The sequence below is a fragment of the Streptomyces sp. NBC_01471 genome, from assembly GCF_041438865.1.
Taxonomy (GTDB): domain Bacteria; phylum Actinomycetota; class Actinomycetes; order Streptomycetales; family Streptomycetaceae; genus Streptomyces.
Window position 1 is genome coordinate 6490823 of the sequence record NZ_CP109450.1, and the last position, 23625, is coordinate 6514447.

A 23625-nucleotide genomic window follows, 5' to 3' on the forward strand; every position below is an offset into this window, starting at 1 on the left:
GCGGCGAACGCGGGGGACAAGACGGCGACATGCACATCACATTCATGCTCCACAACGCCTATGGCATCGGCGGCACGATCCGTACTACCTTCACGCTGGCCGGAACGCTGGCCGAGCAGCACGACGTGGAGATCGTCTCCGTCTTCCGGCACCTCGACCGGCCGACGATGGGGGCTCCCGACGGCGTACGGATGAGCCATCTCCTCGATATGCGCAAGGGCGGCGCGGACTACGCGGGGGACGATCCGCTCCACGCCAGGCCGGCCACCGTCTTCCCCCGCGGCGATCACCGCCATCGCCAGTACAGCCGGCTCACGGACACCCGGATCGCCGGGTATCTGAAGTCCCTGGAGACCGATGTGATCGTCGGGACCCGGCCGGGGCTCAATGTGCAGATCGCCCGCCAGGCGCGGCGCGGACCGGTCCGGGTCGGTCAGGAGCACCTGACGCTCGACAGCCACAACGCCCTGCTGCGCCGCGAGATCGGGTACCGCTACGGCCTGCTGGACGCGGTCACCACGGTCTCCGAGGCGGACGCACACGCGTACCGCACCCGGCTGGCCCTTCCCGGTCTGCGGATCGAAGCCATCCCCAACAGCGTTCCCGCGCCACGCCTCCCGGTCTCCGACTCCACTGCGAAGTGGGTCGTGGCAGCCGGCCGGCTGACCGAGACAAAGCGCTTCGACCTGCTGGTACGGGCCTTCGGGCAGGTGGTGGAGGTCCGCCCGGACTGGCGGCTGCGGATCTACGGGAGCGGCGACGCCAGTGGCAACGAGAAGAGCGCCCTGCGGGCCCTGGTGGACGAACTGGGTCTGTACAACCACGTGTTCCTGATGGGACCGGCCAACCCCATCGAGGCCGAGTGGGTCAAGGGCTCGGTGGCCGCCGTCACCTCGCGTCTGGAATCCTTCGGTATGTCGGTGGTCGAGGCGATGCGCTCGGGCCTGCCGGTCGTCTCCACCGACTGCCCGCACGGTCCGCGCGAAATCATCAGCGACGGCGTCGACGGGCGGCTGGTGCCCGTGGGAGACACCAAGGCCATCGCCTCGGCCCTGCTCGAACTCATCGAGGACGACGACCTGCGCCGCGCGATGGGAAAGGCCGCGCGTGACAGCTCCGCGCGCTTCGACCCGGCGCCGGTCGCGGCACGGCACGAGGCGCTCTTCACCGAACTGGCCGCCGGGCACGGCGGCGGAGCGTCCCGCGGCGCGCTGGGCGAAGGGATGCTGCGCGCCCGTGGGACGGCCGGGAGCAGGGCGTACGGACTGCGGCACCGGATCTCCGGTGCGGTGCGAAGGAGGAGGGCCGCATGACAGGGACCAGCGAGGACCGGCTGCCGTACGCCGTCGACTGCACGGCCGACGGCGACGGAACCCTCGGTTTCGCCGCCGCGGAGGCCGGCCCGACCGGGCTGGTACTGAAGCGGCGCAAGTCCGGCGACCGGGTCCGGCTGGCGTTCACGGAATCGCCGGACGGCCGGCCGGCCGCGGTCCTGGACACCGCCGCCGAGCTCGGTGAGGGGCGCTGGGACGTCTTCACCGAGGGCGGCCCGGCCGGTGAGCAGCGAGTCGCACCTGGCCTGCGGGACCTGCGGAAGCTGATCGGCCGCGTACCGGAGCCCGCGGCCACGACGGTGGTCGCCCGCGTCCCGTACCGTACGGCCGACGGGACGCTCGCCGTGCGCAGCTGGTCCCGTTCACCGCACGTGGAGGCCGGTGAACTCACCGTGCGGGCGGGTGCGCTGACCGTACGGGGACAGCTGTACGGGGCGGAGCTCGGCCCGGACGCGGTGGTCGAGGCGCGGCTGCGCGGTACTCCGGGACAGGTGCACCGGGAGGCCGTGCGACCCGGCGGGGACGCCACGTTCAGCTGCACGCTGCCCTACGGGCCGCTGGCCGGGGGCGCAGGCGAGGGGACCGGGCTCTGGGACCTCTGGCTGCTGCCTGAGGGCGCGGAAGCGGGCGGACCGGGCGTCCGGATCAGCCGCATCCTGGACGACCTCGCCGACCGGAAATCCGTCTTCGTCTACCCCGGATCACCCTGCGGCGACGGTGCGGGGAGGGCCGCCACGGCCACGCCGTACTACACGGTGGACAACGACCTCAGCGTGCGGCTGGACCCGCCGAAGGGCTGAGGAGCGGCCATCGCGGTAGTGCGGATTCTGTATGGAATTCGTGAATCAACCGCGTTCCTGCTATTTTTCGTCCGCTCTATTCACCGGAAATTCAGCACCCGTGTGCGGCCCGGTTCCCGCGAAATTCGGGGACCGTAATTACCCCGCGGTTCCCCTTGTGCGCAATGATGATTCGACATGGACGGAGCACCCCTTCGGGTGACGGACCACGGCCGAACAGGTGTCTTGGTGCTGTGACAGAAGCGTGACAGCACGCGGATGCCGGCGTGGTCCGGACACCGGGGAATCCGGCTTTCGTCCACCTCGGCCCGGGGCCTACGGTGGGTGTCATGGCACCCATTCCGACCCCTCCCGTACAGCCCGACGACGCCCCCGACAGCTATGTGGGCCTCGATGAGGAGCATGCCGGGCAGCTGGCCAGGGAACGCGGCTGGTCCACCGTGAGAGCGCTGCCCACGGGCACGGTCATCACCATGGAGTTCCAGTCGGGCCGGCTCAACTTCGAGGTCGACGGGGGGAAGGTCGTCCGCTGCTGGCCGGGCTGATCCCGGTGGCCGCCGGCGCGCCGGAACCCGCGTCAGCACGTACGGAGGCCCCGGCCCGGGAGTGATCCCGGGCCGGGGCCTTCGTACGTGCTGGGGAGTCTGTGCGTACCGCTCTACGCCGTCAGGTGGAGCCGCCCGGGACCGGCCGTGTCTGCCCGGTGCGCGGGGTGCGGTCGGCGTGCGGGGGCCGGCGGCTGCCGGCCGGGGTGGCCGGTGTGCGCTCCGAGCGCGGACCGTGCGCGCGCTGGAGCGAGGTGGGGTGTGTGCTGCTCCTGGGCGTACCTGCGGAGCGTCCCGCGATGCCCGCCGGCTCCAGCGGCTGGCTCTCCCCGTCGTCGGAGCCTTCGGCCCGCGGGTGGCCGTGCGGGAAGAGCACGGGCTGCACGTCGACCGGTATCGGTGCGGGTGCGGCGGGCCTGCGGCGGGCGGCGCGCAGCTTCTCACGCACCGCGAAGACCGCGGTCTCCGCGCGGCCGATCAGCGGCTCGAACCAGGGGAGGCCCAGCAGGACCAGCAGCCCGGCGGCCCAGCCGAGCAGCACATCGCTCAGCCAGTGCGTACCGAGGTAGACCGTGGTGGCGCCGACGCCCAGGGCCAGCGCGGCCGAGCCCACCGAGAGCCAGCGCCTGGCCAGCGGGGTGGTGGCCAGATAGGCCAGGATTCCCCAGGTCACGACCGCGTTGGCGGTGTGCCCCGAAGGAAATATATCGCCGCCGGCGAAGAGCTCGGCCGAACCGATCTGGGTCGCGTAGTGCGGGCCCAGGCGGCCGAGGCCGAGCTTGACCGCGCCCACCGTGATGTTCAGCAGCAGCAGGGCCGCGCCGAGCGTCAGCAGGGGTCTGACGGTGTGCTGCCGCCAGGAGCGCCAGCCGAGCCAGGCCGCGACCATCACCGCGGTGGGTCCGCGCTGGCCGAGCACCACGAAGTAGTCGAGGAAGGCATGCAGCTGCGGCCACTGCTGGTACGGCCGGAAGAGCATGACCTTCCAGTCCAGCTCCACGAGCCAGGACGTGGACAGCACGGCGACGACGATGGCCAGGTAGAAGGCCAGCGTCGCGCCGAGCAGGGCGATCCGGGTCCGGCTCATCCGCGGGATCTCTAGCTTCGGCGGTTCCGGCTCCCGGTCCAGGCGGGTAAAGATTCGGTCGATACGCACTCAATCGACGTTACAGCGAGTGAGTGACAAGCCTGGCCGATCCGGTCTCTTTGTGATGACGATGTGATGTGGACTATGTCTCAGCTGCTTGTTTATTCCGACGGAATGTCGAATAGCGGTTCGGGGGTCTCGTTATATGCAAGAAGGTCCTTACGCTCGTGTTATCGGTCCTCTGGTAAAGACTTTTACGGGTGCGCACTCGGTATTTCCTCCCGGCCGCCGCTGCCGCACCGCCCCCCTCACAAGATCGTTTGAGCGGGTGCGGTGCGGCCCGGACCGGTGCCCCGGGAGGTGAGATGGGCCACGTGACAGGCGCGAGGTCTCGCGTACGCTGACGGCTCACTCGCCCGTCGAAGCCGGGCCCCGGAGGGCGTGCGTCCCCCGCAGGCCCGCCGACCGCGAGGGGCACACTGTTGTGGGAGGTACGCGCATGTCAGGGACGTCCACGACCGGCAGGCGCTCCGGCGCCGCCGTCGCAGCCGGTGCCAACCGCTGGGTCGTGCTCGTCGTCCTGTGCGTCAGCCTGCTGCTGGTCGCGCTCGACGCGACCGTCCTGCACGTCGCGGTCCCCGCGCTCACCGAGGACCTGCGCCCCGGCGCGATCCAGCTGCTCTGGATCGTCGACGCCTATCCGCTGGTCTGCGCCGCACTGCTGATCCTCTTCGGCACGCTCGGCGACCGGGTGGGCCGCCGCCGTGTCCTGCTGATCGGTTACGCGCTGTTCGGCGTGGCCTCGGCCGTCGCGGCCTTCGCGGCCACCCCCGAGCTCCTGATCGGGGCCCGCGCCCTGCTCGGAGTCGGCGGCGCCATGATCATGCCGGCGACCCTGTCGGTCCTGCGGGCCGTCTTCCCCGACCGCCGTGAACGCGCCGTCGCCATCGGGGCCTGGACCGCGGTGGCCGCCGTCGGCGCCGCCATCGGCCCGGTCCTCGGCGGATTCCTGGTGGAGCACTTCTGGTGGGGCTCCGTCTTCCTGATCAACCTCCCACTGATGGCCGTGCTGCTGCCGCTCGCCTGCTGGGTCCTGCCCGAGTCACGGGGCAGCGCGGACGGCCCGTGGGACGTGCTCGGCGCGCTGATGGCGGCCGCCGGGGTACTCGGTGTGGTCTTCGGGGTGAAGCGCATCGGCGGCGGCGAAGGCGCCCTCGGCGCCGCGACGCTCGTGCCGCTGGTGGTGGGCGCCGTGCTGCTGGTGCTCTTCGTCCGGCGCCAGCGGAACCGGAAGCACCCGCTCATCGACATCCGGATGTTCTCCCGGCCCACCTTCACCACGGCGGTCGGCTGCATCGTCGTGGCCATGCTGGCTCTGGTCGGCCTGGAGCTGATCGCCGTCCAGTACCTCCAGCTGGTGCTCGGCCTCAGCCCGCTGGCGACCGGCCTGCGGCTGCTCCCGCTCACCTTCGCGGCCATCACCGCCGGGGCGATGGGCTCCTCCGTGCTGCGCCGTGTCGGGCCGCGCCTGATGGTCGGCTCCGGCTTCGTGCTGACCGCCGTCGCCGTGCTCTGCCTGGTCAGGATGGGATCCCACGACGATCCGGTGCTGCTGACCGTCGCCTTCGTGCTGCTCGGCTTCGGACTCCAGGCCACGCTCTTCGGGGCGTACGAGTCGATGCTCAGCGAGGCGCCCGCCGACCGGGCGGGCGGTGCGGCGGCGGTCGGCGAGACCTCGTACCAGCTGGGCGCCGGTATGGGCATAGCGCTGCTCGGCAGTGTCATGAACGCGGCCTACGGGCCGTCGCTCCGTTCGGTGCCCGGGGTCCCGGCGGCGGCGAGCCACCAGGCCGCCAACTCGCTGGGGGAGGCGTACCAGGTGGCCGGCCGGCTCGGCGGCCCCGCCGGGACGGCGCTGCGCAGCGCCGCCCGTGACGCCTTCGTCCACGGGCTGCACGTCACCCTGCTGGTCAGTGCCGGACTGCTGCTGCTCGGCGCGGCGGCCGCGCTGCGGCTGCCCCGGGTGATGGAGTGCGCGGCCCAGCCCGGGGAGCGGGTGGAACAGGCGGAAGGGGGCCGTGCGGTGGTCGGGCAGCCGTCGGACGGACGGGCCCGCGAGGCCCTGCCGCGGGCGCCCGCACCCGCCATGGCGCGCCCGGTGTCGGCCGACACGGCCGGGTCTGGACGAGCGGGACGCTGAGCCGTAACGTCGGCGGCGCTCCGTAACTAACACTGCTAGTTTTATCCGTTGTCCGCGCGAGCCGCCGGAGGCACCCCCCATGTCCGCACCGTCCAAGCTGCCGCCCTTCGACCCCGCCGACCCCATCGGCCTGGACGACCTGCTCGGCGACGAGGATCTCGCGATCCGCGGCACCGTCCGCGCCTGGGCCGCCGACCGGGTCCTGCCGCACATCGGGGAGTGGTACGAGAAGGGCGAGCTGCCCGGCATCCGTGAGCTGGCCCGCGAGCTGGGCTCCCTCGGCGCGCTGGGCATGTCCCTGCAGGGGTACGGCTGCGCGGGCGCCACCGCCGTCCAGTACGGCCTCGCCTGCCTGGAGCTGGAGGCCGCCGACTCCGGCATCCGCTCGCTGGTCTCCGTACAGGGGTCGCTCGCGATGTACGCGATCCACCGCTTCGGCTCCGAGGAGCAGAAGCAGCGGTGGCTGCCCGGCATGGCGGCCGGTGAGGTCATCGGCTGCTTCGGGCTCACCGAGCCCGACCACGGCTCGGACCCGGCAGGGATGCGGACGTACGCGAAGCGGAGCGGCAGCGACTGGGTACTGACCGGCCGCAAGATGTGGATCACCAATGGCTCGGTGGCGGGCGTCGCCGTGGTCTGGGCACAGACGGACGACGGGGTACGCGGTTTCGTCGTCCCCACGGACACGGCCGGGTTCTCCGCCCCCGAGATCAAGCACAAGTGGTCGCTGCGCGCCTCGGTCACCAGCGAGCTCGTCCTCGACGAGGTCCGGCTCCCGGCCGACGCGGTGCTGCCCGGAGTCACCGGGCTCAAGGGCCCGCTGAGCTGTCTGAGCCACGCCCGGTACGGGATCGTCTGGGGCGCGATGGGCGCCGCCCGCGCCAGTTTCGAGGCCGCACTCGACTACTCCAGGACGCGCGAGCAGTTCGGCAGGCCGATCGGCGGCTTCCAGCTCACCCAGGCCAAGCTCGCCGACATGGCGGTCGAACTGCACAAGGGCATCCTGCTCGCCCACCACATCGGGCGCCGGATGGACGCCGGGAGGCTCCGGCCGGAACAGGTCAGCTTCGGGAAGCTCAACAACGTGCGGGAGGCGATCGAGATCTGCCGCACCTCGCGGACGATCCTGGGCGCCAACGGGATCTCGCTGGAGTACCCGGTGATGCGGCACGCGACCAATCTGGAGTCCGTGCTGACCTACGAGGGCACCGTCGAGATGCACCAGCTGGTGCTGGGCAAGGCGCTCACCGGCCTCGACGCGTTCCGGTAGGCCCCGCCCGGCTGCCCGCCGGCCGCGCCGGGCCCCGGTCGTTCCGTGCTCCGGGGGCGCCCCCGGAGCACCGCCGGCTCCCGGCCCGGCTCAGCTCTGGTTGAAGAAGCCGCCCTCGGTGGACCGGCCCGCGGCCTCCCCGCTCACGATCTTCGTGTCGGACGGGGTCAGCAGGAAGACCCGGTTGGCCACGCGGTCGATCGAGCCGCGCAGCCCGAAGATCAGCCCGGCGGCGAAGTCCACCACGCGCTTGGCGTCGGCGGGCTCCATGGACGTGAGGTTGACGATCACGGGGACACCGTCCCGGAACATCTCGCCGATGCTGCGGGCGTCCCGGAAGCTGTCGGGCGTGATCGTCGCGATCCGGCGGCTCGTCGCCTGAGCCGCTTCGGAGGCGACCCTGACCCTGGGGTCGGTCACCCATGCCTCGGCCGGGGCCGGAGACTCGGCGCCCTCCGTGTAATCGTCGTCGTAGTAGCGGTCGTCGTCGTTGTCCTCGACGAGCCCCAGCCAGGCACTCGCCTTGCGTACCGATCCCATGGACGCCTCCTTTCGCCGCGGTCCTTCTGCGTTCCGCACCCCTATCGTCGTCCATGATGTGGATCGTGCGCCAAGTGGATAGTCGGCGCGCAGGGGATTCGTGACGGTACTGGTGCAGAAGTTGTGGCGGTTCGTCAGGATTCTTCCTACGTATGACTACTGACAGAATGAAAATAGTAAGTCTCCAGCCGTATGGGTGACGGTGGGGTCGTACGGGTGAAAGGGCCGCTCGCTACGATGCCGGAGGCGCCGTCACACACCGTCCGGCACCGGTGAACGAGGCTCGGGGGAGCGCCGTGTTCGGAATCGTCAGGCCCTGCACGCACCGGCTCTCCGAGGGGCTCAGGGTGGAGTGGACGGCACATCTGTGCGGGCTCTGCCTGGCGCTGCGCGGCGATCACGGCCAGTTCGCGAGAGTCGCCACCAACTACGACGGCCTGATCGTCTCCGTGCTGACGGAGGCTCAGACGGAGCGCTCCACCGGGCGGCGGCGCACCGCGGGGCCCTGTCCCCTGCGCGGGATGCGCACCGCGCCCGTCGCGCGGGGCGAGGGCGCCCGGCTCGCGGCCGCCGTCTCCCTGGTGCTGGCCTCGGCGAAGATGCGGGACCATGTCGCCGACCGCGACGGGCTCCTGGCGCGCAGGCCGGTCGCCGCTGCCGCCCGCCGCGTCGCCGCCCGCTGGGACCGTGCCGGTGCGCGGACCGGCGCCGAGCTCGGGTTCGACACCGCGCTCCTGGTCGACGCCGTCGACCGGCAGACCGGGATCGAGGCGCTCGCCGGACCCGGCACACCCCTGCTCACCGTCACCGAACCGACCGAGACCGCCACCGCCGCGGCCTTCGCGCACACCGCCGTGCTCGCCGGACGACCGCGGAACGCGCCGCCGCTGGCCGGGGCCGGCCGCCTCTTCGGAAGGCTGGCCCATCTGCTGGACGCCGTGGAGGACAGGGAAGCTGACGCCGCGTCGGGTGCCTGGAACCCGCTGGCCGCGACCGGCACCTCACTCGACGAGGCCCGCAGGCTGTGCGACGACGCCCTGCACGGGATACGTCTCGCGCTGCGGGACGCCGAATTCGCGGACGACCGGCTGGCGCACGTGCTGCTCGCCCACGAACTCGGGCGCTCCGTGGACCGTGCGTTCGGCGGGCGCTGCGCCCACCGGACGCCCGGTCCGTTCGGCCCGCCGCCGCCGGGGTTCGACCCCGATGCGCCGGAACACGACGGTCAGGGCAGGTCCGACGGCCACGGCGGTCACGGTCACCAGGGCCGGCCCAAGAGGGGCTTCCTGGCGGGGTGCGCCGTCGCCGCCGGGCTCTGCTGCACCTGCCGGGTCTGCTGCTCCTCCGAGTTCGAGGGCCCGTGGTCGGGCCGCAAGCGTGAGGGCTGCTGCAACAACTGCGACGGCTGTGATTGCGGCGACTGTGGTGGCTGCGATTGCGGCTGTGACGGCTGTGACTGCTGTTGTCCCTGCGACGGCTGCTGATCCCCGACAGCCGCTACTTGATCTCGGGCGGTGAGATCCGCGACTCCTTGATCCCGGACGGCACGGTGCCCCACTTCTTCAGGATGCGCCGGTACGTACCGTCCTTGATCAGCTGATCCACCGCGGCCTGGAAGGCGGGGGCCAGCGGGGTCCCCTTCTTGAAGGCGAATCCCACATCGAGGCGGTGGAACTCGTTGAGGAACTTCAGCCCCGGCTGCTGTTCGACGGCGAAGCGCAGGCCGTTGATCGTCGACATCACCACATCGCTGCGGCCCTGCTGGAGCGAGCCCCAGAGCGCGGCGGTGTCCGCGTACGTCTGGACCTGGTAATCCTTCTTCCCCGCCGCGGCGCACCGCTTCTTCGCCGCGTCGAGCGTCGCCTCGAACGTGGTTCCGGCACCGGTCGCCACGTTCAGGCCGCACAGCTGCGTCAGGTCGGTCACCTTTCCCAGCTTGCTGTCCTTGCGTACGGCGAAGCCCTGGCCGTCATTGATGTAGGTGACGAAGTCGATCACCTTGCGGCGCTCGTCGGTCACCCCGAAATTACCCACGCCCAGGTCGAATTTGCCGCTGTCGAGCGCGGGCAGGATCGTCTCGAAACCGGCGGCCTCGCGTTTCAGCTTCAGGCCCAGCGTCCTCGCGGCGGCGTCCGCGAAGTCGATGTCCTGGCCCACCATGGTCTTGCCATCGGGCAGGTAACTGGTACCGGGCGGGGCCCCGCCGACGGCGGTCGCCAGGGTGAGCGTGCCCTGTTTCCGCACGGCGGCGGGGAGCAGCGCGACGGCCGCCCGGTCGGGGTGGATGTCCGACACCACGTCCCGGGTCGGGAGCGCGGCGGACTTCGCCACGGATTTCGAGCCGCCGCCGGTGGTCGCCGGGTCGCCCGAACCGCAGGCCGTCAGGGCCAGAGCGGCAGCGGTGATCAGGACTGAGGCAGCGCCTCTTCGGGTCTTGCTCATGACGTCGGATTCTCCAGATGCGCACGGCACGACCGCCGTTCCGGTCCTGGTCCGCGTCCGCGCATCACGAGCGCGGCAGAGCAGGAGGGAGCGGCGGAAGGGGCCACAGGGAAAGACGGACAGCGAGGGGAGGGGTGGGAAAGGTGCTGCGCGGGTGAAGGCGTGAGGGGTCAGCACGACGCCGCGGTGCGGGCGCGGGACGAGATCGTGTGACAGCGGCCCCGGAAGGGCACTGGGGCGAAGCGGGGGCGATACGCGGAGATGCGCGCAGCGAGGAAGTGCGGGGTCAGCTCAACAGGAAGAGGACCACACTCGACCGAAGTCGATGTGGGAGCGTGTGACCAGCCACTGCTGCGGATGCATGGCCCAAGTGGAACAGGCATCCGTTTCCCCGTCAACTGCCGTAAGACGTAACGCCCACAGTGTGGACACCCTTGACAGGGCACAGAACCAGCGCCGTAATCTCAGCGGTGGACCGTGCTGAGGGGCTCGGTCCACCGCTGCACCGCGTGAAGGCATCACCGTGTTCGATCTCTGCATCCACGGAGCCTTCTCATGTCCGCGTCGTCAGACACCCTTCCTCAGCTCTCCCAGGCACCGCCCGCGGACGACGGACCGCTGCCGCGCATCGTGCCGGTCCGCCGCACCGGCCAGTGGGCGGCGGCCGCCGCGGTGCTGGTGCTGCTGGCCGGCGCCCTCACCTCCGTCGTCCGCAACGACGCCTTCCAGTGGGGCGTCGTCGGTGACTACTTCGCCACCACCGCCGTACTGCGCGGACTCGGCCTGACCCTCTGGCTCACCGCCGCCGTCATGGTGCTCGGGTTCGCGCTCGGCACCGTGCTCGCCGTGATGCGGCTGTCCGCCAACCCCGTACTGCGCGCGGTCGGCTGGGGATACATCTGGCTCTTCAGGTCGACCCCGATCCTGGTGCAGCTTCTTTTCTGGTTCAACATCGGAGCGCTGTATCCGCAGATCCTGGGGGTCAGGACCGTCAACCTCCTCGGCCCGGTCACCGTGGCCATCATCGGGCTGACCCTGCACGAGGCGGCGTACGCGGCCGAGGTCGTACGCGGCGGCATCCTCTCCGTCGGACGTGGTCAGCTGGAGGCGGCCGAGTCGCTGGGGCTCAGCCGCGGGCGCAGGCTGCGGCGGATCGTACTGCCGCAGGCCATGCGGTCGATCGTGCCGCCCGCCGGGAACATGCTCATCGGCACGCTCAAGGGCACCTCGATCGTCTCCGTCATCGCCGTCCAGGACCTGCTCTACTCCGTGCAACTCGTCTACCACCGCACGTACCAGGTCATCCCGCTGCTGCTGGTCGCCACCATCTGGTACGCGCTCGTCACCTCGGTGCTCAGCGCGGGCCAGCACTACATCGAGCGGTACTACGCGCGCGGTGCCCGGTGAGGGCGTCCGTGGCGGTGGTCGGGGCCGGTCCGCGCGGCACCGGCTTCCTGGAGCGGCTCGCCGCCAACGCCCCTTCGCTGTACGGGAACCAGCCGCTCGACATCCATCTGATCGACCCGTACCCGCCCGGCGGCGGGCGGATATGGCGGCAGGACCAGTCGCCGCTGCTGTGGATGAACTCCATGGCGGCCGACGTCACCATGTTCACCGACGCGTCCGCGCAGCCCCTGGAAGGACCCGTACGCCCGGGCCCCGACTTCGCCGAGTGGTCGGGGGCCGACCCGCAGTCCTTCCCCAGCCGGCAGGCGCAGAGCGGCTATCTGCGCTGGGTGTACGAGGAGGCCGTGGCCGCGCTGCCGCCGGGCTCCGCGGTGCGCGAACACCGGACGCGCGCGGTGCGGATCAGCGGGCCGGCCGACGGCCGCCAGCAGGTGTGGCTGGAAGGGGAGGCCGAGCCGGTCGTCGCCGATCTGGTGGTGCTGACCGTCGGCCACCTCGACGCCGACCCCGACGAGGAGCAGCGGGAGCTGGCCCGGTTCGCCCGGCGGCACGGGCTCGTGCACCTCCCGCCCGCCTTCACCGCGGACAGCGACCTGTCGGTGCTCGGCGCCGGTGAACCGGTCGTCGTGCGCGGCTTCGGCCTCGCCTTCATCGACCTGATGGTGCTCCTCACCGAGGGGCGCGGCGGCCGGTACGACGCGCGGGGGGAGTACCTGCCCTCCGGCCGGGAGCCGGTCCTGTACGTCGGATCGCGGCGCGGAGTGCCGTACCACTCCAAGATCGGCTACACCTGGACGGGCGAACGCCCGCCGCTGCCGCGCTTCTTCGGCCCCGCGCAGGTGGACGAGCTGCTCGCCAGGCCCGGCCCGGTCGACTTCGACCGCGACCTGCGGCCGCTCATCGACCGGGAGCTCGGATACGCCCACTACCACCGGCTCTTCACCGGGTATCCCGGGCGCACCACCGTCGACTGGCCGGTCTTCGAGGAGAAGTACGCGGCGGCCGCCACCGGGCCGGAGCTGGCCGCGCTGGCCGAGGACGCCGTCCCCGACCCCGCCGACCGCTTCGACACCGCGGCGCTGGACCGGCCGCTGGACGGCGTACGGCACGACTCGTCCGAAGCGCTCCAGGAGAGCCTGCGCGACTACATCGAGGCCGACCTCGCCCGTCGCCACGACCCGGTGTACAGCCCGGACCTGGCGGTCTTCCTCGGACTGCTCTCCGTGTACGGGCAGTTGACCCGCTTCGGCGACACCGGTGAGGGCGGCGCCCGCTGGCACGGATTCTTCAGCTATCTGGCGTCGGGCCCGCCGGGGCCGCGGCTGCGCCAGCTCCTCGCCCTGTCCCGCGCCGGTGTGGTGCGGTTCCTCGGAGCGGGCATCACCGTCGAAGCAGACGAGAGCCGCGGTGTGTTCAGCGCGGGCGGCGCGAGCGTGCCGGGGGAGCGAGTCGAGGCCCGCGCGCTGGTCGAGGCGAGGCTGCCCGCGCCCTCGCCGGCGCGCACCCGCAGCACCCTGCTGAACGCGCTGTACGAGGACGGGGCGCGGTCCAGCGCGGCGGGGCTGCTGGTCGTGGACCCGGTCGACGGGCGGGTCGTGGAGCGCGGCACGGGGCCGCATCCGCGGCGCTTCGCCCTCGGCCCGCACACCACGGCCCGCTCGTCCGGCGCCTTCGCCAGGCCGCACACGAACGCCCCCGCCTTCCGGCAGAACGACGCCACCGCGCGCGCCGCCCTCACCCTGCTCAAGGAGTCCGCACGATGACAGCGAGCCTGACGAAGAACAGCCTGACGGAGAACAGCCTGACGGAGACGGCCTCCACGGAGACGGCCTCCACGGAGACGGCCTCCACGGAAACGGTCCAGGCGGAATCGGCCCCTGCCGACGCCGGCCCGGCGGAGGAAGCCCTGACCACCGCACCGGACCCGGCCCCCAACATGGTCGAGATCCGGGCCGTGCACAAGAGCTTCGGCGCTCTCGAAGTGCTGCGCGGTATCGACCTGACGGTCCGCACCGGTGAGGTCACCGTCGTCCTCGGCCCGTCCGGTTCGGGGAAGTCGACCCTGCTGCGGACCATCAACCACCTGGAGAAGGTGGACCGCGGCTGGATCAGCGTGGACGGCGCCCTGATCGGCTACCGCCGCTCCGGCGGCCGCCTCTACGAACTGCCCGAGCGCGAGGTGCTCAAGCAGCGCACCCGGATCGGCTTCGTCTTCCAGAACTTCCACCTCTTCCCGCACCTGACCGTCCTCGAGAACATCACCGAAGCCCCCGTGGCGGCCCTCGGAAGGCCACGTAAGGAGGCGGAGGCGGCGGCGGTGGAACTGCTGGCCCGCGTCGGCCTCGCCGACAAGGCGTCCGCCTACCCGGGCAGGCTCTCCGGCGGACAGCAGCAGCGGGTGGCCATCGCCCGAGCGCTCGCGCTGGAGCCCAGCCTGCTCCTCTTCGACGAGCCCACATCGGCCCTCGACCCCGAGCTCGTCGGTGAAGTCCTCGACGTCATCAAGGACTTGGCCGCACAGGGCACCACGATGATCGTCGTCACCCATGAGATCGGCTTCGCCCGGGAGGCCGCCGACACGGTGGTCTTCATGGACGGCGGCCGGATCGTGGAGCAGGGCCCGCCCGCCGCCGTACTCGACCACCCCGGGCACGAGCGGACCCGCGCCTTCCTCTCCAAGGTCCTGTGAAAGGACTCCTGACCATGCCAGTGCCCCGACCCCTCCACCTCGCCGCCGAGATCGGCGGCCGGCCGCATTACGACGCCGGGTACTACACCGCCCTCGCGCTCCTCGCCGAGCGCGGCACCCTCGACTTCGTCACTCTCGGCGACTCCTTCGCCCGGCCGGGACCCGACGCGCTGGCCGTGCTCGCCCGGGTGGCGCCCGGGACCGGACGGATCGGTCTCGTACCGGCCGTGACCACCACCCACACCGAGCCGTTCCACGTCTCGTCGGCCGTCGCCACCCTGGACTGGGTCAGCCGGGGCCGGGCCGGCTGGAGCGCCGCGGTGTCGGACACCGCAGCCGAGGCCGCCCTCTTCGGACGCCGTGACGCCGCGCCCGGCGACGACCTCTGGCACGAGGCGGGCGAAGTCGCCGACGTGGCAGCCAGGCTGTGGGACAGCTGGGAGGACGACGCGGAGATCCGCCATGTGGCCACCGGCCGCTTCATCGACCGGGACCGACTGCACTACACCGACTTCACCGGCCGTACGTTCTCCGTCCGGGGGCCCTCCATCGTGCCCAGACCGCCCCAGGGCCACCCCGTCACGGTCGTCGACGGAACAGGCGCGGCGGCCCGTGAGGCGGCCGTCCGGCATGCCGATGTGGTGCTCGTCCGGGCCGACGACCCGCTCACCGCCCGTACGTTCAGGGAGGAGATCAGGAACCGGGCGGCCGCCCACGGCCGCAGCCCCGACCAGTTGCGGGTCCTGGTCTCGCTCCCGGTCGAACTGCACACCAGCGCCGACGCGGTGGGCCTCGCCCGCCTCATCGCCGACTGGTACGCGCAGGACGCGGCCGACGGCTTCCACCTGCGGCCCACCGATGTGGAGCGCGACCTCCCGCTGATCGTCGACGGTACGGTCCCGCTGCTCCAGCACCACTGCCTGCTGCGCCGCTTCTATCCGGGCGCGACGCTCCGCGAGCACCTGGGCCTCGCCCGTCCCGCGGGCCGGTACGCGCGGAGCCCCCGGGCCCCCGGCAGCCCGCCGCGGGCAGCGCACCCGCAGCCGCACCGCCCGGGCCCGCCGCTCACGAAGGACGCGACCGCCGGGGGACGGCCATGACCGGACAGCAGAAGCAGATCCATCTCGCCGCCCACTTCCCGGGCGTCAACAGCACCACCGTCTGGACCGATCCGCGCTCGCGGAGCCAGATCGAGTTCTCCTCCTTCGAGCATCTCGCCCGGACGGCCGAGCGCGGCAGGTTCGACTTTTTCTTCCTCGCCGAGGGGCTGCGGCTGCGTGAGTACCAGGGGCGGATCCACGATCTGGACGTGGTCGGCCGACCCGAGTCGATCACCCTGCTCAACGCGCTGGCAGCCGTCACCGACCGGCTCGGACTGGCCGCGACCGTGAACGCCACCTTCAACGAGCCGTACGAACTCGCCCGCAGGCTCGCCACCCTCGACCACCTCAGCGGCGGCCGGGCCGCCTGGAACGTGGTCACCTCGTCCGACGCCTTCACCGGCGAGAACTTCCGGCGCGGCGGCTATCTCGACCGGGCCGACCGCTACACCCGCGCCGCCGAGTTCGTCGCGACGGCGCGTGAGCTGTGGGACTCCTGGAGCCCCGACGGCAGCCCGCGGCCCTTCGCCCACACGGGCCCGCACTTCGACATCGCGGGTGAGTTCACCGTCCCGCGCTCCCCGCAGGGCCATCCCGTCGTCATCCAGGCCGGTGACTCGGACGAGGGCCGCGAGTTCGCCGCCTCCTCCGCCGACGTGATCTTCACCCGGCACGGCACCCTGGAGGCGGGCCGCGCGTTCTACGCCGACACCAAGCGGCGGCTGGCGAAGTACGGACGCGAGCCGTCGGAGCTGAAGATCATGCCGGGTGTCAGCTACGTCCTCGGTGACACCGCGGCCGACGCGGCGGAACGGGCGGCGGTCATCCGTGAGCAGCAGGTGTCCCCGCAGAACGCGATCCTCGCCCTGGAGCAGATCTGGGGCCGGGACCTCTCCTCGTACGATCCGGACGGGCCGCTGCCGGAGACCGACCCCGATGTCGGCTCCGATTTCGTCCAGGGGCGCGTCCGGGTGGCCGATCCGCTCGCCGTCGCCGCGAAGTGGCGGGCGCTCTCGCAGGAGAAGGGGCTGTCCATCCGGCAGACGGTCATCGAGACCACCGGCCGCCAGTCCTTCATCGGCACCCCGGAGGCGGTGGCGTCCGAACTGCACGAGTTCGTCCGGACCGACGCGGCCGACGGGTTCATCCTCGTCCCGCACCTCACCCCGGGCGGCCTCGACGACTTCGTCGACCGGGTCGTGCCGCTGCTCCAGGAGCGCGGGGTGTTCCGTACCGAGTACACCGGGCCGACGCTCCGCTCCCACCTCGGTCTCGCCGAGCCGGTATGGAAGGGTTGATCACATGACAGAAGGAACGGGCAGTACCGGCGACACCGAGGAAGCGGCCTCCGGGCCGGACAGCTGGAAGGCGTGGCACGAGCAGCGCACGGCCACCGTCTCCGCGCCCTACGGCCCGCTGGCCCTCACCGGCACCCACTGGCTCGACGATGCGCCGGAAGGACGGATCCCGGGCGTCGCGGGGCACTGGGAGGCGGCCGGTGACGAGGTGGTGCTGACGGCCACCGGTGAGGACGGGCTCTCCCTCGACGGGAAGCCGTTCACCGGCCGGGCCGCGCTCACCGCCGACCACGCCCCGCCCGCGCAGGCCCGCATCGCGCAGGGCGGGCGGCGTCTGGTCGTGGTGCGCAGGGAAGGGCTGTGGGCGGTCCGCGTCTGGGACCCGGACTCCGCGAACCGGCGGGCCTTCGCGGGTATCGAGGCCACGCCGTACGACGCCGAGTGGGTGCTCCCGGGCCTCTACCGGCCGTACGGTGCGAGCCGCACCGTCCAGGTCCCCAACGCCGACGGCCGCGACCGCGGTCTCGGACTCTCCGGTGAACTCGCCTTCCACCTGGCGGGCGACGAGCACACCCTCCAGGTCGCCGAGGAGGAGGACGGCTCGCTCTGGGCGGTGTTCGCCGACGTCACCAGCGGGACGAGCAGCTACCGGTTCCGCTTCCTGCGGCCGTCCGCACCGGCCGCCGACGGGACGGTGAGCGTGGACTTCAACCGCACGCTGCTGCCGCCCTGCGCCTTCGCCGAGCACTTCATCTGCCCCTTCCCGCCGCCGGGCAACACCCTCCCGGTCGCGGTCGCGGCGGGCGAACGCACCGCGCTCACCCGCTGACCCGGGGCACGCGACGGCGGGGCCCGGCCGAAAGGCGCTCTTGCGCCGGACGGCCGGGTCGCGCTGTACTCCCGGCAGCGCGTTTGTCAGGGACACGGCGGAATCGATCCGCCGCGTCCCGGCCTGCGCCTCATGGGTCCCCCACCGAAGGACCCGCGGATTCTCTTCCGGAGGAACTGATATGAGGATCAAGCGCACCACCCCCCACAGCGGCCCCGCGAGACGCGGCCGGCTGATCGCCGTGGCGTCCGGCCTGCTGGTCGCGGCCGCACTCACGGTCCCCACCGCCCACGCCGACCAGGCCACGGCGTACAGCCCCCAGCAGCTGACCGCCGCGAGCAACGCCGTGCAGAGCGCGAACGTGGCGGGCACCGCCTGGTACGTCGACAAGGCGACCGGCCACCTGGTCGTCACCGCGGACAGCTCGGTCTCATCGGCGGAGATCAGCCGGATCCAGCAGCGGACCGGGGCCAACGCGGGCGCGATACGCGTCGAGCGCACCGCCGGCACCTTCAACAAGCTCCTCAAGGGCGGTGACGCCATCTACACCTCGCAGTGGCGGTGCTCCGTCGGCTTCAACGTACGCAGTGGCTCCACCTATTACTTCCTCACCGCAGGGCACTGCACCGAGGGTTCTCCCGCCTGGTACACCAACTCCTCCGACACCACGAGCATCGGCCCGACGGCCGGTACCAGCTTCCCGGGCAATGACTACGGCATCGTCAAGTACACCAACACCGCGGTGCCGCACGACGGCACCGTCGGCAGCCAGGACATCACCAGTGCGGCCAACCCCACCGTGGGCCAGACCGTGACCAGGACCGGCTCCACCAGCGGTACCCACAGCGGCAAGGTCACCGCGCTGAACGCCACCGTCAACTACGGCGGCGGGGACGTCGTCTCCGGACTCGTCCAGACAACGGTCTGCGCCGAACCCGGTGACAGCGGCGGCCCGCTCTACTCGGGCTCCACGGCCCTGGGTCTCACCTCCGGCGGCAGCGGTGACTGCACATCGGGCGGTACGACCTTCTTCCAGCCCGTCACCGAGGCACTGAGCGCCTACGGGGTCAGCGTCTACTGACCGGCCTCCCGGGCGGTTGCCGCCGCCCCCGCTGACGCAGCAGCGCAAGAGCCCCCGTCCGGGATTCCGGGCGGGGGCTCTTGCGTACTTTTGAGAGGATGTCAGGGGGAGCGGGGAGCTCACGGAAGGCGGGGGCGTATGGAGCGCATCGGAGTGACCGGGCACCGCAGTATTCCGCCCGACGCCGTCGCCCATGTGCGGGAGGCGCTGCGCACGCTGCTCGGCGGCCACGCGGGGCCCCTGGAGGTCCTCTCCAGCCTGGCCGCGGGCGCCGACCAGCTCTTCGCCTGCATCGCGCTCGAATGCGGCGCCGAGCTGACCGCGGTCATCCCCAGCGGCGACTACGAACTGGGCTTCTGCGACCCGGGCGAGCTGGCCGGCTACCACCGGCTGAGAAGCCGGGCGGCCCAGGAGGTCCGGATGGACTTCCCGCACGCCACGGACGAGGCCTACTACGCGGCCGGCGCCTATATCGCCGACAACTGCGACCGCCTGGTGGCCGTCTGGGACGGCCTGCCGGCCCGCGGTCCGGGCGGTACGGGCGACATCGTCAGCTACGCCCGGGAGGCGGGCAAGCCGGTGACGGTCATCTGGCGCGAGGGCGTGAAACGTGACTGAAAACGATCGCCGCGGCGCCTCCGTACGGCCGGAGACCCCGGGCAGTGCGGCAACCCGGGTGTGACGCAGTGTCAACTACCGTGCCGGGCAAGCCAGTCGGTGTACTGCGGTGAGACGACCCGCTCGGTCTCGTAGACCGCGGCCGACCACTGCTTCTCGGTGAGGGGGCTCTCCATCTCCAGATGCAGCGCCTTGAGCTTCTCCTCCACCAGTGCGTGCGCCGAGATCAGCGGCTGGTGCCGGCGGAATTCGCTCCAGGCCACCCCGGACGCGGCGGCGGCCGAGACCACCGCGGCGACCTCGGTGTTCTCGGAGAGGGAGAGGGCGCGCAGCACTCCGAAGACCAGGGCGACCAGGGTGAGCAGCGCGAAGGCGCTGGACCACAGGAGGGTGGCACCGCGGGACACTTCCTGCTTGCGCCGGTACCAGTTGCGCTGCTCGATCAGCCGGTCCCGTACATAGGTCTCCTTGCGGACCTCGAACGACTTGGCCCGCAGGGCACGCATCTGAGGAGTTATCAGATCCGCTCCCGGCGGCTCCTGGTCCCAGCCCACCGTGCGCAGCTCCTCCAGCTGCTCCCCGACGCGGCTGGTGAACAGCGCGTCGACTTCGGCCGAACCGACGTCGAAGGGCGCGCCGTGGACCGCGTAGCGCCAGCACATGGACTTGATGAAGTCCGCTGCGGAGCGGTTGAGTTGCCACTCCGCCTTCGCCTTGCGGCGGGAGGTGCTGAAGGTCAGCAGCAGCACCCCGGCGTAGGCCAGTGTGCTCAGTACGCCGATGGCCTGGAAGCCGCCCCCGAGCTCCGCCCGCCAGGGCAGTGACGCCGTCGCGGCGCCCACCACCAGGAGCACCAGCTGGGCCCGGGTGGAGCCCACGGCCTCGCCCTGTCTGGCGATGGCGTGGGCGTCGGCGTGGTGGAACAGCTCGGGCAGATCGGCATTCCGGAAGACCATGCTGCGTTCCGGGTTCCGCCCCGGAGCGGGAAACACCGTCACATGAACCCCCGTCTGCGACTTCAGTCTTCACTCTTTAGATGGAATGGTGTGTTCCGGAATTCTGGAGCACACTCTGTGCGACGTTCTTGTTGCGTCCGGTCGCGCTCAGTTGCCATCAGTCTGGTTGAGAGTAAAGTCGACCCGCCGACACTGCAACGGTGCAAGTATCGGCATTCCTGCCCATGTCCAGAAAACATCCCTCAAGGACGGCCTCACCATGTCCGTAACTTCAGCCTCTTCCGCCACTGTCAAGAAGCCGCGTGTCCCCCTGGCCGAGATCGATGTGCGCGGTACCGAGGCTGTCAAGCAGCTCGGCCGGGTCCTCACCCTCTCGACCGGCCGTTCCATGCGGGCATCGACCTTCAATTCGGCGCTCTAGACTGGTGGAATGACAGGACCCCTGGTCCCATTCCGCGAGATCGTCCTCAAGGTCCACAGCAGATGCGATCTTGCCTGTGACCACTGTTATGTCTACGAACATGCCGACCAGAGCTGGCGCACTCGGCCCAAAGCCATCTCTGACCAGGCGATCCACTGGACAGCTCTGCGACTGGCGGAGCACGCCAGGACCCATGACCTGCCCTCCGTGTCAGTGATCCTGCACGGAGGGGAGCCACTGCTGGCAGGGCCCGCACGGCTGCGCCGCGTCTGTGAGGAGCTCACCGGGGCCCTGGAGGGGACCGCCGAGCTCGACCTCCGGATCCATACCAACGGCCTCCAGCTCAGCCCCCGGTACCTCGACCTGTTCGACGAGTTCCACGTCCGGGTCGGCATCTCCCTCGACGGGGACCGCGCGTCCAACGACCGGCACCGCCGCTTCGCCGACGGCCGCACCAGCCATCCGCTGGTGCTCAGGGCCGTCGAACTGCTCCGCCAGGACCGGTACGCCCACCTCGACCTCGGTCTGCTCTGCACCATCGACGTGCTGAACGACCCGGTGGCCGTATACGACGCGCTGACCGGCCTCGCCCCGCCGCGCATCGACTTCCTGCTGCCGCACGCGACCTGGGACGACCCCCCGCACCGGCCCGCCGGATCACCGACCGCCTACGCCGACTGGATCCTGGCGGTCTTCGACCGCTGGGACGCGCAGGGGCGTCAGATCCCCGTGCGGCTCTTCGAGTCGGTCATCTCCACGCTCAACGGCGGCCCGAGCCTCACCGAGTCGCTCGGCCTGGCCCCCACCGACCTGGTGGTCGTGGAGACCGACGGCACGCTGGAGCAGGTCGACTCCCTCAAGAGCGCCTACGAGGGCGCCGCGTTCACCGGGTTCGACGTCTTCAGCCACGCCTTCGACGAGGTCGTCGCCCACCCGGGGGTCCGCGCCCGCCAGCTCGGCCTGGCCGGTGTCGGTGAGAAGTGCCGGGAGTGCCCCGTCGTGCGGTCCTGCGGGGGCGGCCTCTACACCCACCGCTACCGCGCGGGCTCCTTCGGCCAGGAGAGCGTCTACTGCGCCGACCTGGAGGCGCTGGTCCGCGGCATCGAGAGCCGCACCGCGGCGGCCACCACCTCGCCCGCGCTCACCGACCCGCGGGAGCTGGACGCCGGACAGCAGGAGCTGACCCGCACGCTGCTCGCCGCGCTCCACACGGAGCTCGCGGGCCGCGGCGGCGAGGAGTGGGCGCGGGCCTGGGAGCTGGCGGGCGCGGTCGAGCAGCGGTCCGACGGGCTCGACACCGTGCTCGCCCACCCCTACGCCCGCAGCTGGCTGCTCAGTTGCCTGGACGCCCTCCACCAGGGCCGGACCGGCACCCCCGGCAGACTGGCCGCCCACGTCGCGGCAGGAGCCCTGCGCGGCGGGCTCGACCTGCCCGTCACCGTCCCGTACACCGGCGGTCTGCTGCACCTCCCGACCTACGGGGCGTTACGTCTCACCGGGGCCGCCGGGAGCGGCCTTGCCGAGGTCCGCCGCGCCGAGAAGGGCTTCCTCGTCAGGAGCGGGGGCGCCGAACTGCGCGTGCCGCGCCCGGACGAGACCACCGCCGACTGGCAGCCGCTGCGCCGGATCGACTGCGACGGGGCCCCCGATCTCGCGCTGGACGACCTCGATCCGTACCGCGACTGCTTCGGTACGCCCGTAGGGCCGCGCCTCACCCTGGTCGGCGCCGCCGACTGGAGCCGGCGCTTCGCGCACACCTGGTCCGCGCTGCGCGCGGCCGTCCCGGCGCACGCCGAGGACGCCGCCGCCCGGCTCACCACGGTGACCCCGCTGACCGCCGGCGAGCCGGTCGTCGGCCGGCACGGCCACGGAGCCATCGGCGTCCCCCTGCCCGGCCTCACCCCCCGGGGCCTGCTGCGCGCCGCGCGCCGCGCGAAGCTGCGCGCGCTCCTTGATGTCACCGACCTCTACGCCCAGGACGGCTCCTGGGCGCACCGGGTGGCCTGGCGGCCGGAACCGGTGCCGGTCTCGGAGGTGCTGACCGGCGCCTATGAGGGCGTGGCGCTCGCCGCGTACGGAGGAGAGAACCGCGCACGCACCCTGGCGCACACCCGGCAGGCGCTGGAAGCTCTGGAGGGTGCGGCCGAACTGACTGTCAGCGGGAAGAGTCTGGTCGCCGCCCTGTGGGACGAGTGGGAGGAGACGGCCGGTGGCTGAGGGAGCCGCGCTTGCCGCCGGGCTGAGAGCGCTCGGTGTGACGGAGGGGACGACGCTGCTGGTGCACGCCGCCCTCGGCGGCACGGGACTGGACGCACGGACGCTGCGCGACGCGCTCCTGGAGGTACTGGGCGGGGGCGGGACGCTGGTGGTCCCGGCCTTCACCCCGGAGAACTCCACGACATCGGCGGCCCATCTGCGGCAGACCGCCGGACTCACCGCGGACGCCAGGGCCCGTTTCCTCGCCTCGATGCCCGCCTTCGATCCCGCCCGTACCCCCTGCCCCGGCATGGGCCGGCTGGCTGAATGCGTCCGGCTCTCCCCGGGCGCGGTGCGCAGCGGCCATCCGCAGACCTCGTTCGCGGCGCTGGGCGCGCGCGCCGGGGAACTGGTAAAGGACCATCCCGCCGACTGCCACCTCGGTGAGGAGTCGCCGCTCGGCAGGCTTGCCGCCGCCGGAGCGGAGGAATTGATGATCAATGTGGGATTCGGTGTGTGCACCTCCTTCCATCTCGCTGAATACCGGATTCCGGATATCCCGACGCGGCCGTACCGGTGCGTGGTCGGTACGGGCGGAGGGCGTGAGTGGTTCGAATACCGGGACATCGAACTCGACGACAGCGATTTCGAACTGATCGGTGCGGATTTCCCCCGCGGGAGCCTGCGGGAGGGGAAGCTGGGAAATGTGGCCGCCATGGCGTTTCCGATCAAGGAAGCTGTGGCGCACGCGACGAAGTGGATGACCGAAAAACGGCGTTGATTGACCGAACGTTGACGGGGTGGAGACTGTT

At 71.6% G+C, this 23625-nt stretch carries 21 protein-coding genes; 17 read left to right on the forward strand and 4 right to left on the reverse strand.

Annotated features, from left to right (window positions below; all coding sequences use genetic code 11):
* Positions 1-29: 29 nt before the first annotated feature.
* The 3 genes from OG285_RS29075 to OG285_RS29085 all read left to right on the forward strand — a co-directional run bounded on the left by OG285_RS29075 (position 30) and on the right by OG285_RS29085 (position 2679).
* A complete protein-coding gene (locus OG285_RS29075) occupies positions 30-1313 on the forward strand; it encodes a glycosyltransferase family 4 protein (RefSeq protein ID WP_356836812.1) in 1284 nt (427 codons plus the stop codon).
* Positions 1310-2134: a transferase gene (locus OG285_RS29080; RefSeq protein WP_371792653.1), complete on the forward strand. Its 825-nt coding sequence runs from the start codon at positions 1310-1312 to the stop codon at positions 2132-2134. Before OG285_RS29075 ends, OG285_RS29080 begins: the two co-directional genes overlap by 4 nt.
* Positions 2135-2463: 329 nt before the next feature.
* Positions 2464-2679, forward strand: coding sequence for an I78 family peptidase inhibitor (locus tag OG285_RS29085; protein ID WP_356836808.1), 216 nt, complete (start codon positions 2464-2466; stop codon positions 2677-2679).
* Between the two features lie 121 nt (positions 2680-2800).
* Here OG285_RS29085 and OG285_RS29090 read toward each other — a convergent pair whose 3' ends face one another.
* Entirely contained in the window at positions 2801-3835 is a 1035-nt protein-coding gene (locus OG285_RS29090; protein ID WP_356836806.1) for a phosphatase PAP2 family protein, read from the reverse strand.
* A gap of 430 nt (positions 3836-4265) precedes the next feature.
* Between OG285_RS29090 and OG285_RS29095 the strand changes: the two genes are divergently transcribed.
* Together OG285_RS29095 and OG285_RS29100 are read left to right on the forward strand one after the other, a co-directional pair.
* The gene (locus OG285_RS29095) at positions 4266-5966 is read left to right on the forward strand and encodes an MFS transporter (protein WP_371792654.1); all 1701 of its coding nucleotides are present in this window, start codon (positions 4266-4268) and stop codon (positions 5964-5966) included.
* Positions 5967-6045: 79 nt separating this feature from the next.
* The gene (locus OG285_RS29100; protein ID WP_371792655.1) at positions 6046-7236 is read left to right on the forward strand and encodes an acyl-CoA dehydrogenase family protein; all 1191 of its coding nucleotides are present in this window, start codon (positions 6046-6048) and stop codon (positions 7234-7236) included.
* A gap of 90 nt (positions 7237-7326) precedes the next feature.
* Here OG285_RS29100 and OG285_RS29105 read toward each other — a convergent pair whose 3' ends face one another.
* A complete protein-coding gene (locus tag OG285_RS29105; RefSeq protein ID WP_356829811.1) occupies positions 7327-7776 on the reverse strand; it encodes a cell division protein SepF in 450 nt (149 codons plus the stop codon).
* Between the two features lie 296 nt (positions 7777-8072).
* On the opposite strand from OG285_RS29105, the gene OG285_RS29110 reads away from it, so the two are divergent.
* Positions 8073-9260 carry a DUF5685 family protein gene (locus OG285_RS29110; protein WP_371792656.1) on the forward strand — a complete coding sequence of 396 codons (1188 nt, stop codon included), beginning with the start codon at positions 8073-8075 and terminating at the stop codon, positions 9258-9260.
* Between the two features lie 13 nt (positions 9261-9273).
* On the opposite strand, the gene OG285_RS29115 is transcribed toward OG285_RS29110, so the two are convergent.
* Complete coding sequence (locus tag OG285_RS29115; RefSeq protein WP_356829807.1) at positions 9274-10218, reverse strand: ABC transporter substrate-binding protein; 945 nt, start codon at positions 10216-10218, stop codon at positions 9274-9276.
* A gap of 555 nt (positions 10219-10773) precedes the next feature.
* On the opposite strand from OG285_RS29115, the gene OG285_RS29120 reads away from it, so the two are divergent.
* The 8 genes from OG285_RS29120 to OG285_RS29155 all read left to right on the forward strand — a co-directional run bounded on the left by OG285_RS29120 (position 10774) and on the right by OG285_RS29155 (position 19240).
* Entirely contained in the window at positions 10774-11625 is an 852-nt protein-coding gene (locus OG285_RS29120; protein ID WP_356829805.1) for an amino acid ABC transporter permease, read from the forward strand.
* Positions 11622-13388 (forward strand): FAD/NAD(P)-binding protein, encoded by a 1767-nt coding sequence (locus OG285_RS29125; protein WP_371792657.1) that lies wholly within the window; start codon positions 11622-11624, stop codon positions 13386-13388. Before OG285_RS29120 ends, OG285_RS29125 begins: the two co-directional genes overlap by 4 nt.
* Positions 13389-13561: 173 nt before the next feature.
* The gene (locus tag OG285_RS29130) at positions 13562-14314 is read left to right on the forward strand and encodes an amino acid ABC transporter ATP-binding protein (RefSeq protein ID WP_371793646.1); all 753 of its coding nucleotides are present in this window, start codon (positions 13562-13564) and stop codon (positions 14312-14314) included.
* Positions 14315-14328: 14 nt separating this feature from the next.
* Entirely contained in the window at positions 14329-15414 is a 1086-nt protein-coding gene (locus OG285_RS29135; RefSeq protein WP_371792658.1) for an LLM class flavin-dependent oxidoreductase, read from the forward strand.
* A complete protein-coding gene (locus OG285_RS29140; protein WP_356829799.1) occupies positions 15411-16712 on the forward strand; it encodes an NtaA/DmoA family FMN-dependent monooxygenase in 1302 nt (433 codons plus the stop codon). Before OG285_RS29135 ends, OG285_RS29140 begins: the two co-directional genes overlap by 4 nt.
* 4 nt (positions 16713-16716) lie before the next feature.
* Positions 16717-17541 carry a DUF1684 domain-containing protein gene (locus tag OG285_RS29145; RefSeq protein ID WP_371792659.1) on the forward strand — a complete coding sequence of 275 codons (825 nt, stop codon included), beginning with the start codon at positions 16717-16719 and terminating at the stop codon, positions 17539-17541.
* 181 nt (positions 17542-17722) lie between these two features.
* Entirely contained in the window at positions 17723-18622 is a 900-nt protein-coding gene (locus OG285_RS29150) for a S1 family peptidase (RefSeq protein ID WP_356829795.1), read from the forward strand.
* 138 nt (positions 18623-18760) lie between these two features.
* The gene (locus OG285_RS29155) at positions 18761-19240 is read left to right on the forward strand and encodes a hypothetical protein (RefSeq protein WP_356829793.1); all 480 of its coding nucleotides are present in this window, start codon (positions 18761-18763) and stop codon (positions 19238-19240) included.
* A gap of 71 nt (positions 19241-19311) precedes the next feature.
* On the opposite strand, the gene OG285_RS29160 is transcribed toward OG285_RS29155, so the two are convergent.
* On the reverse strand, positions 19312-20196 hold the full coding sequence (locus tag OG285_RS29160) for a DUF4231 domain-containing protein (protein WP_356829791.1): 885 nt from the start codon (positions 20194-20196) through the stop codon (positions 19312-19314).
* 259 nt (positions 20197-20455) lie between these two features.
* Here OG285_RS29160 and OG285_RS29165 point away from each other — a divergent pair, with 259 nt between their 5' ends.
* The 3 genes from OG285_RS29165 to OG285_RS29175 are packed head-to-tail and all read left to right on the forward strand — an operon-like array spanning position 20456 to position 23594.
* Positions 20456-20617 carry an FXSXX-COOH protein gene (locus tag OG285_RS29165; RefSeq protein ID WP_371792660.1) on the forward strand — a complete coding sequence of 54 codons (162 nt, stop codon included), beginning with the start codon at positions 20456-20458 and terminating at the stop codon, positions 20615-20617.
* Between the two features lie 9 nt (positions 20618-20626).
* Complete coding sequence (gene fxsB, locus OG285_RS29170) at positions 20627-22834, forward strand: radical SAM/SPASM protein FxsB, inactivated metallohydrolase extension form (protein ID WP_371792661.1); 2208 nt, start codon at positions 20627-20629, stop codon at positions 22832-22834.
* Complete coding sequence (locus OG285_RS29175) at positions 22827-23594, forward strand: AAC(3) family N-acetyltransferase (RefSeq protein ID WP_356829785.1); 768 nt, start codon at positions 22827-22829, stop codon at positions 23592-23594. Before fxsB ends, OG285_RS29175 begins: the two co-directional genes overlap by 8 nt.
* The last annotated feature ends 31 nt before the right edge of the window (positions 23595-23625 follow it).

Excerpts from the sequence above, each read along its gene's own strand:
- fxsB (WP_371792661.1), top strand. The coding sequence starts at position 20,627 with ATGACAGGACCCCTGGTCCCATTCCGCGAGATCGTCCTCAAGGTCCAC.
- OG285_RS29145 (WP_371792659.1), top strand. The coding sequence starts at position 16,717 with ATGACAGAAGGAACGGGCAGTACCGGCGACACCGAGGAAGCGGCCTCC.
- OG285_RS29135 (WP_371792658.1), top strand. The coding sequence starts at position 14,329 with ATGCCAGTGCCCCGACCCCTCCACCTCGCCGCCGAGATCGGCGGCCGG.
- OG285_RS29100 (WP_371792655.1), top strand. The coding sequence starts at position 6,046 with ATGTCCGCACCGTCCAAGCTGCCGCCCTTCGACCCCGCCGACCCCATC.
- OG285_RS29120 (WP_356829805.1), top strand. The coding sequence starts at position 10,774 with ATGTCCGCGTCGTCAGACACCCTTCCTCAGCTCTCCCAGGCACCGCCC.
- OG285_RS29105 (WP_356829811.1), bottom strand. The coding sequence starts at position 7,776 with ATGGGATCGGTACGCAAGGCGAGTGCCTGGCTGGGGCTCGTCGAGGAC.
- OG285_RS29155 (WP_356829793.1), top strand. The coding sequence starts at position 18,761 with ATGGAGCGCATCGGAGTGACCGGGCACCGCAGTATTCCGCCCGACGCC.
- OG285_RS29080 (WP_371792653.1), top strand. The coding sequence starts at position 1,310 with ATGACAGGGACCAGCGAGGACCGGCTGCCGTACGCCGTCGACTGCACG.
- OG285_RS29150 (WP_356829795.1), top strand. The coding sequence starts at position 17,723 with ATGAGGATCAAGCGCACCACCCCCCACAGCGGCCCCGCGAGACGCGGC.
- OG285_RS29115 (WP_356829807.1), bottom strand. The coding sequence starts at position 10,218 with ATGAGCAAGACCCGAAGAGGCGCTGCCTCAGTCCTGATCACCGCTGCC.
- OG285_RS29160 (WP_356829791.1), bottom strand. The coding sequence starts at position 20,196 with ATGGTCTTCCGGAATGCCGATCTGCCCGAGCTGTTCCACCACGCCGAC.
- OG285_RS29095 (WP_371792654.1), top strand. The coding sequence starts at position 4,266 with ATGTCAGGGACGTCCACGACCGGCAGGCGCTCCGGCGCCGCCGTCGCA.
- OG285_RS29130 (WP_371793646.1), top strand. The coding sequence starts at position 13,562 with ATGGTCGAGATCCGGGCCGTGCACAAGAGCTTCGGCGCTCTCGAAGTG.
- OG285_RS29075 (WP_356836812.1), top strand. The coding sequence starts at position 30 with ATGCACATCACATTCATGCTCCACAACGCCTATGGCATCGGCGGCACG.
- OG285_RS29140 (WP_356829799.1), top strand. The coding sequence starts at position 15,411 with ATGACCGGACAGCAGAAGCAGATCCATCTCGCCGCCCACTTCCCGGGC.
- OG285_RS29165 (WP_371792660.1), top strand. The coding sequence starts at position 20,456 with ATGTCCGTAACTTCAGCCTCTTCCGCCACTGTCAAGAAGCCGCGTGTC.
- OG285_RS29085 (WP_356836808.1), top strand. The coding sequence starts at position 2,464 with ATGGCACCCATTCCGACCCCTCCCGTACAGCCCGACGACGCCCCCGAC.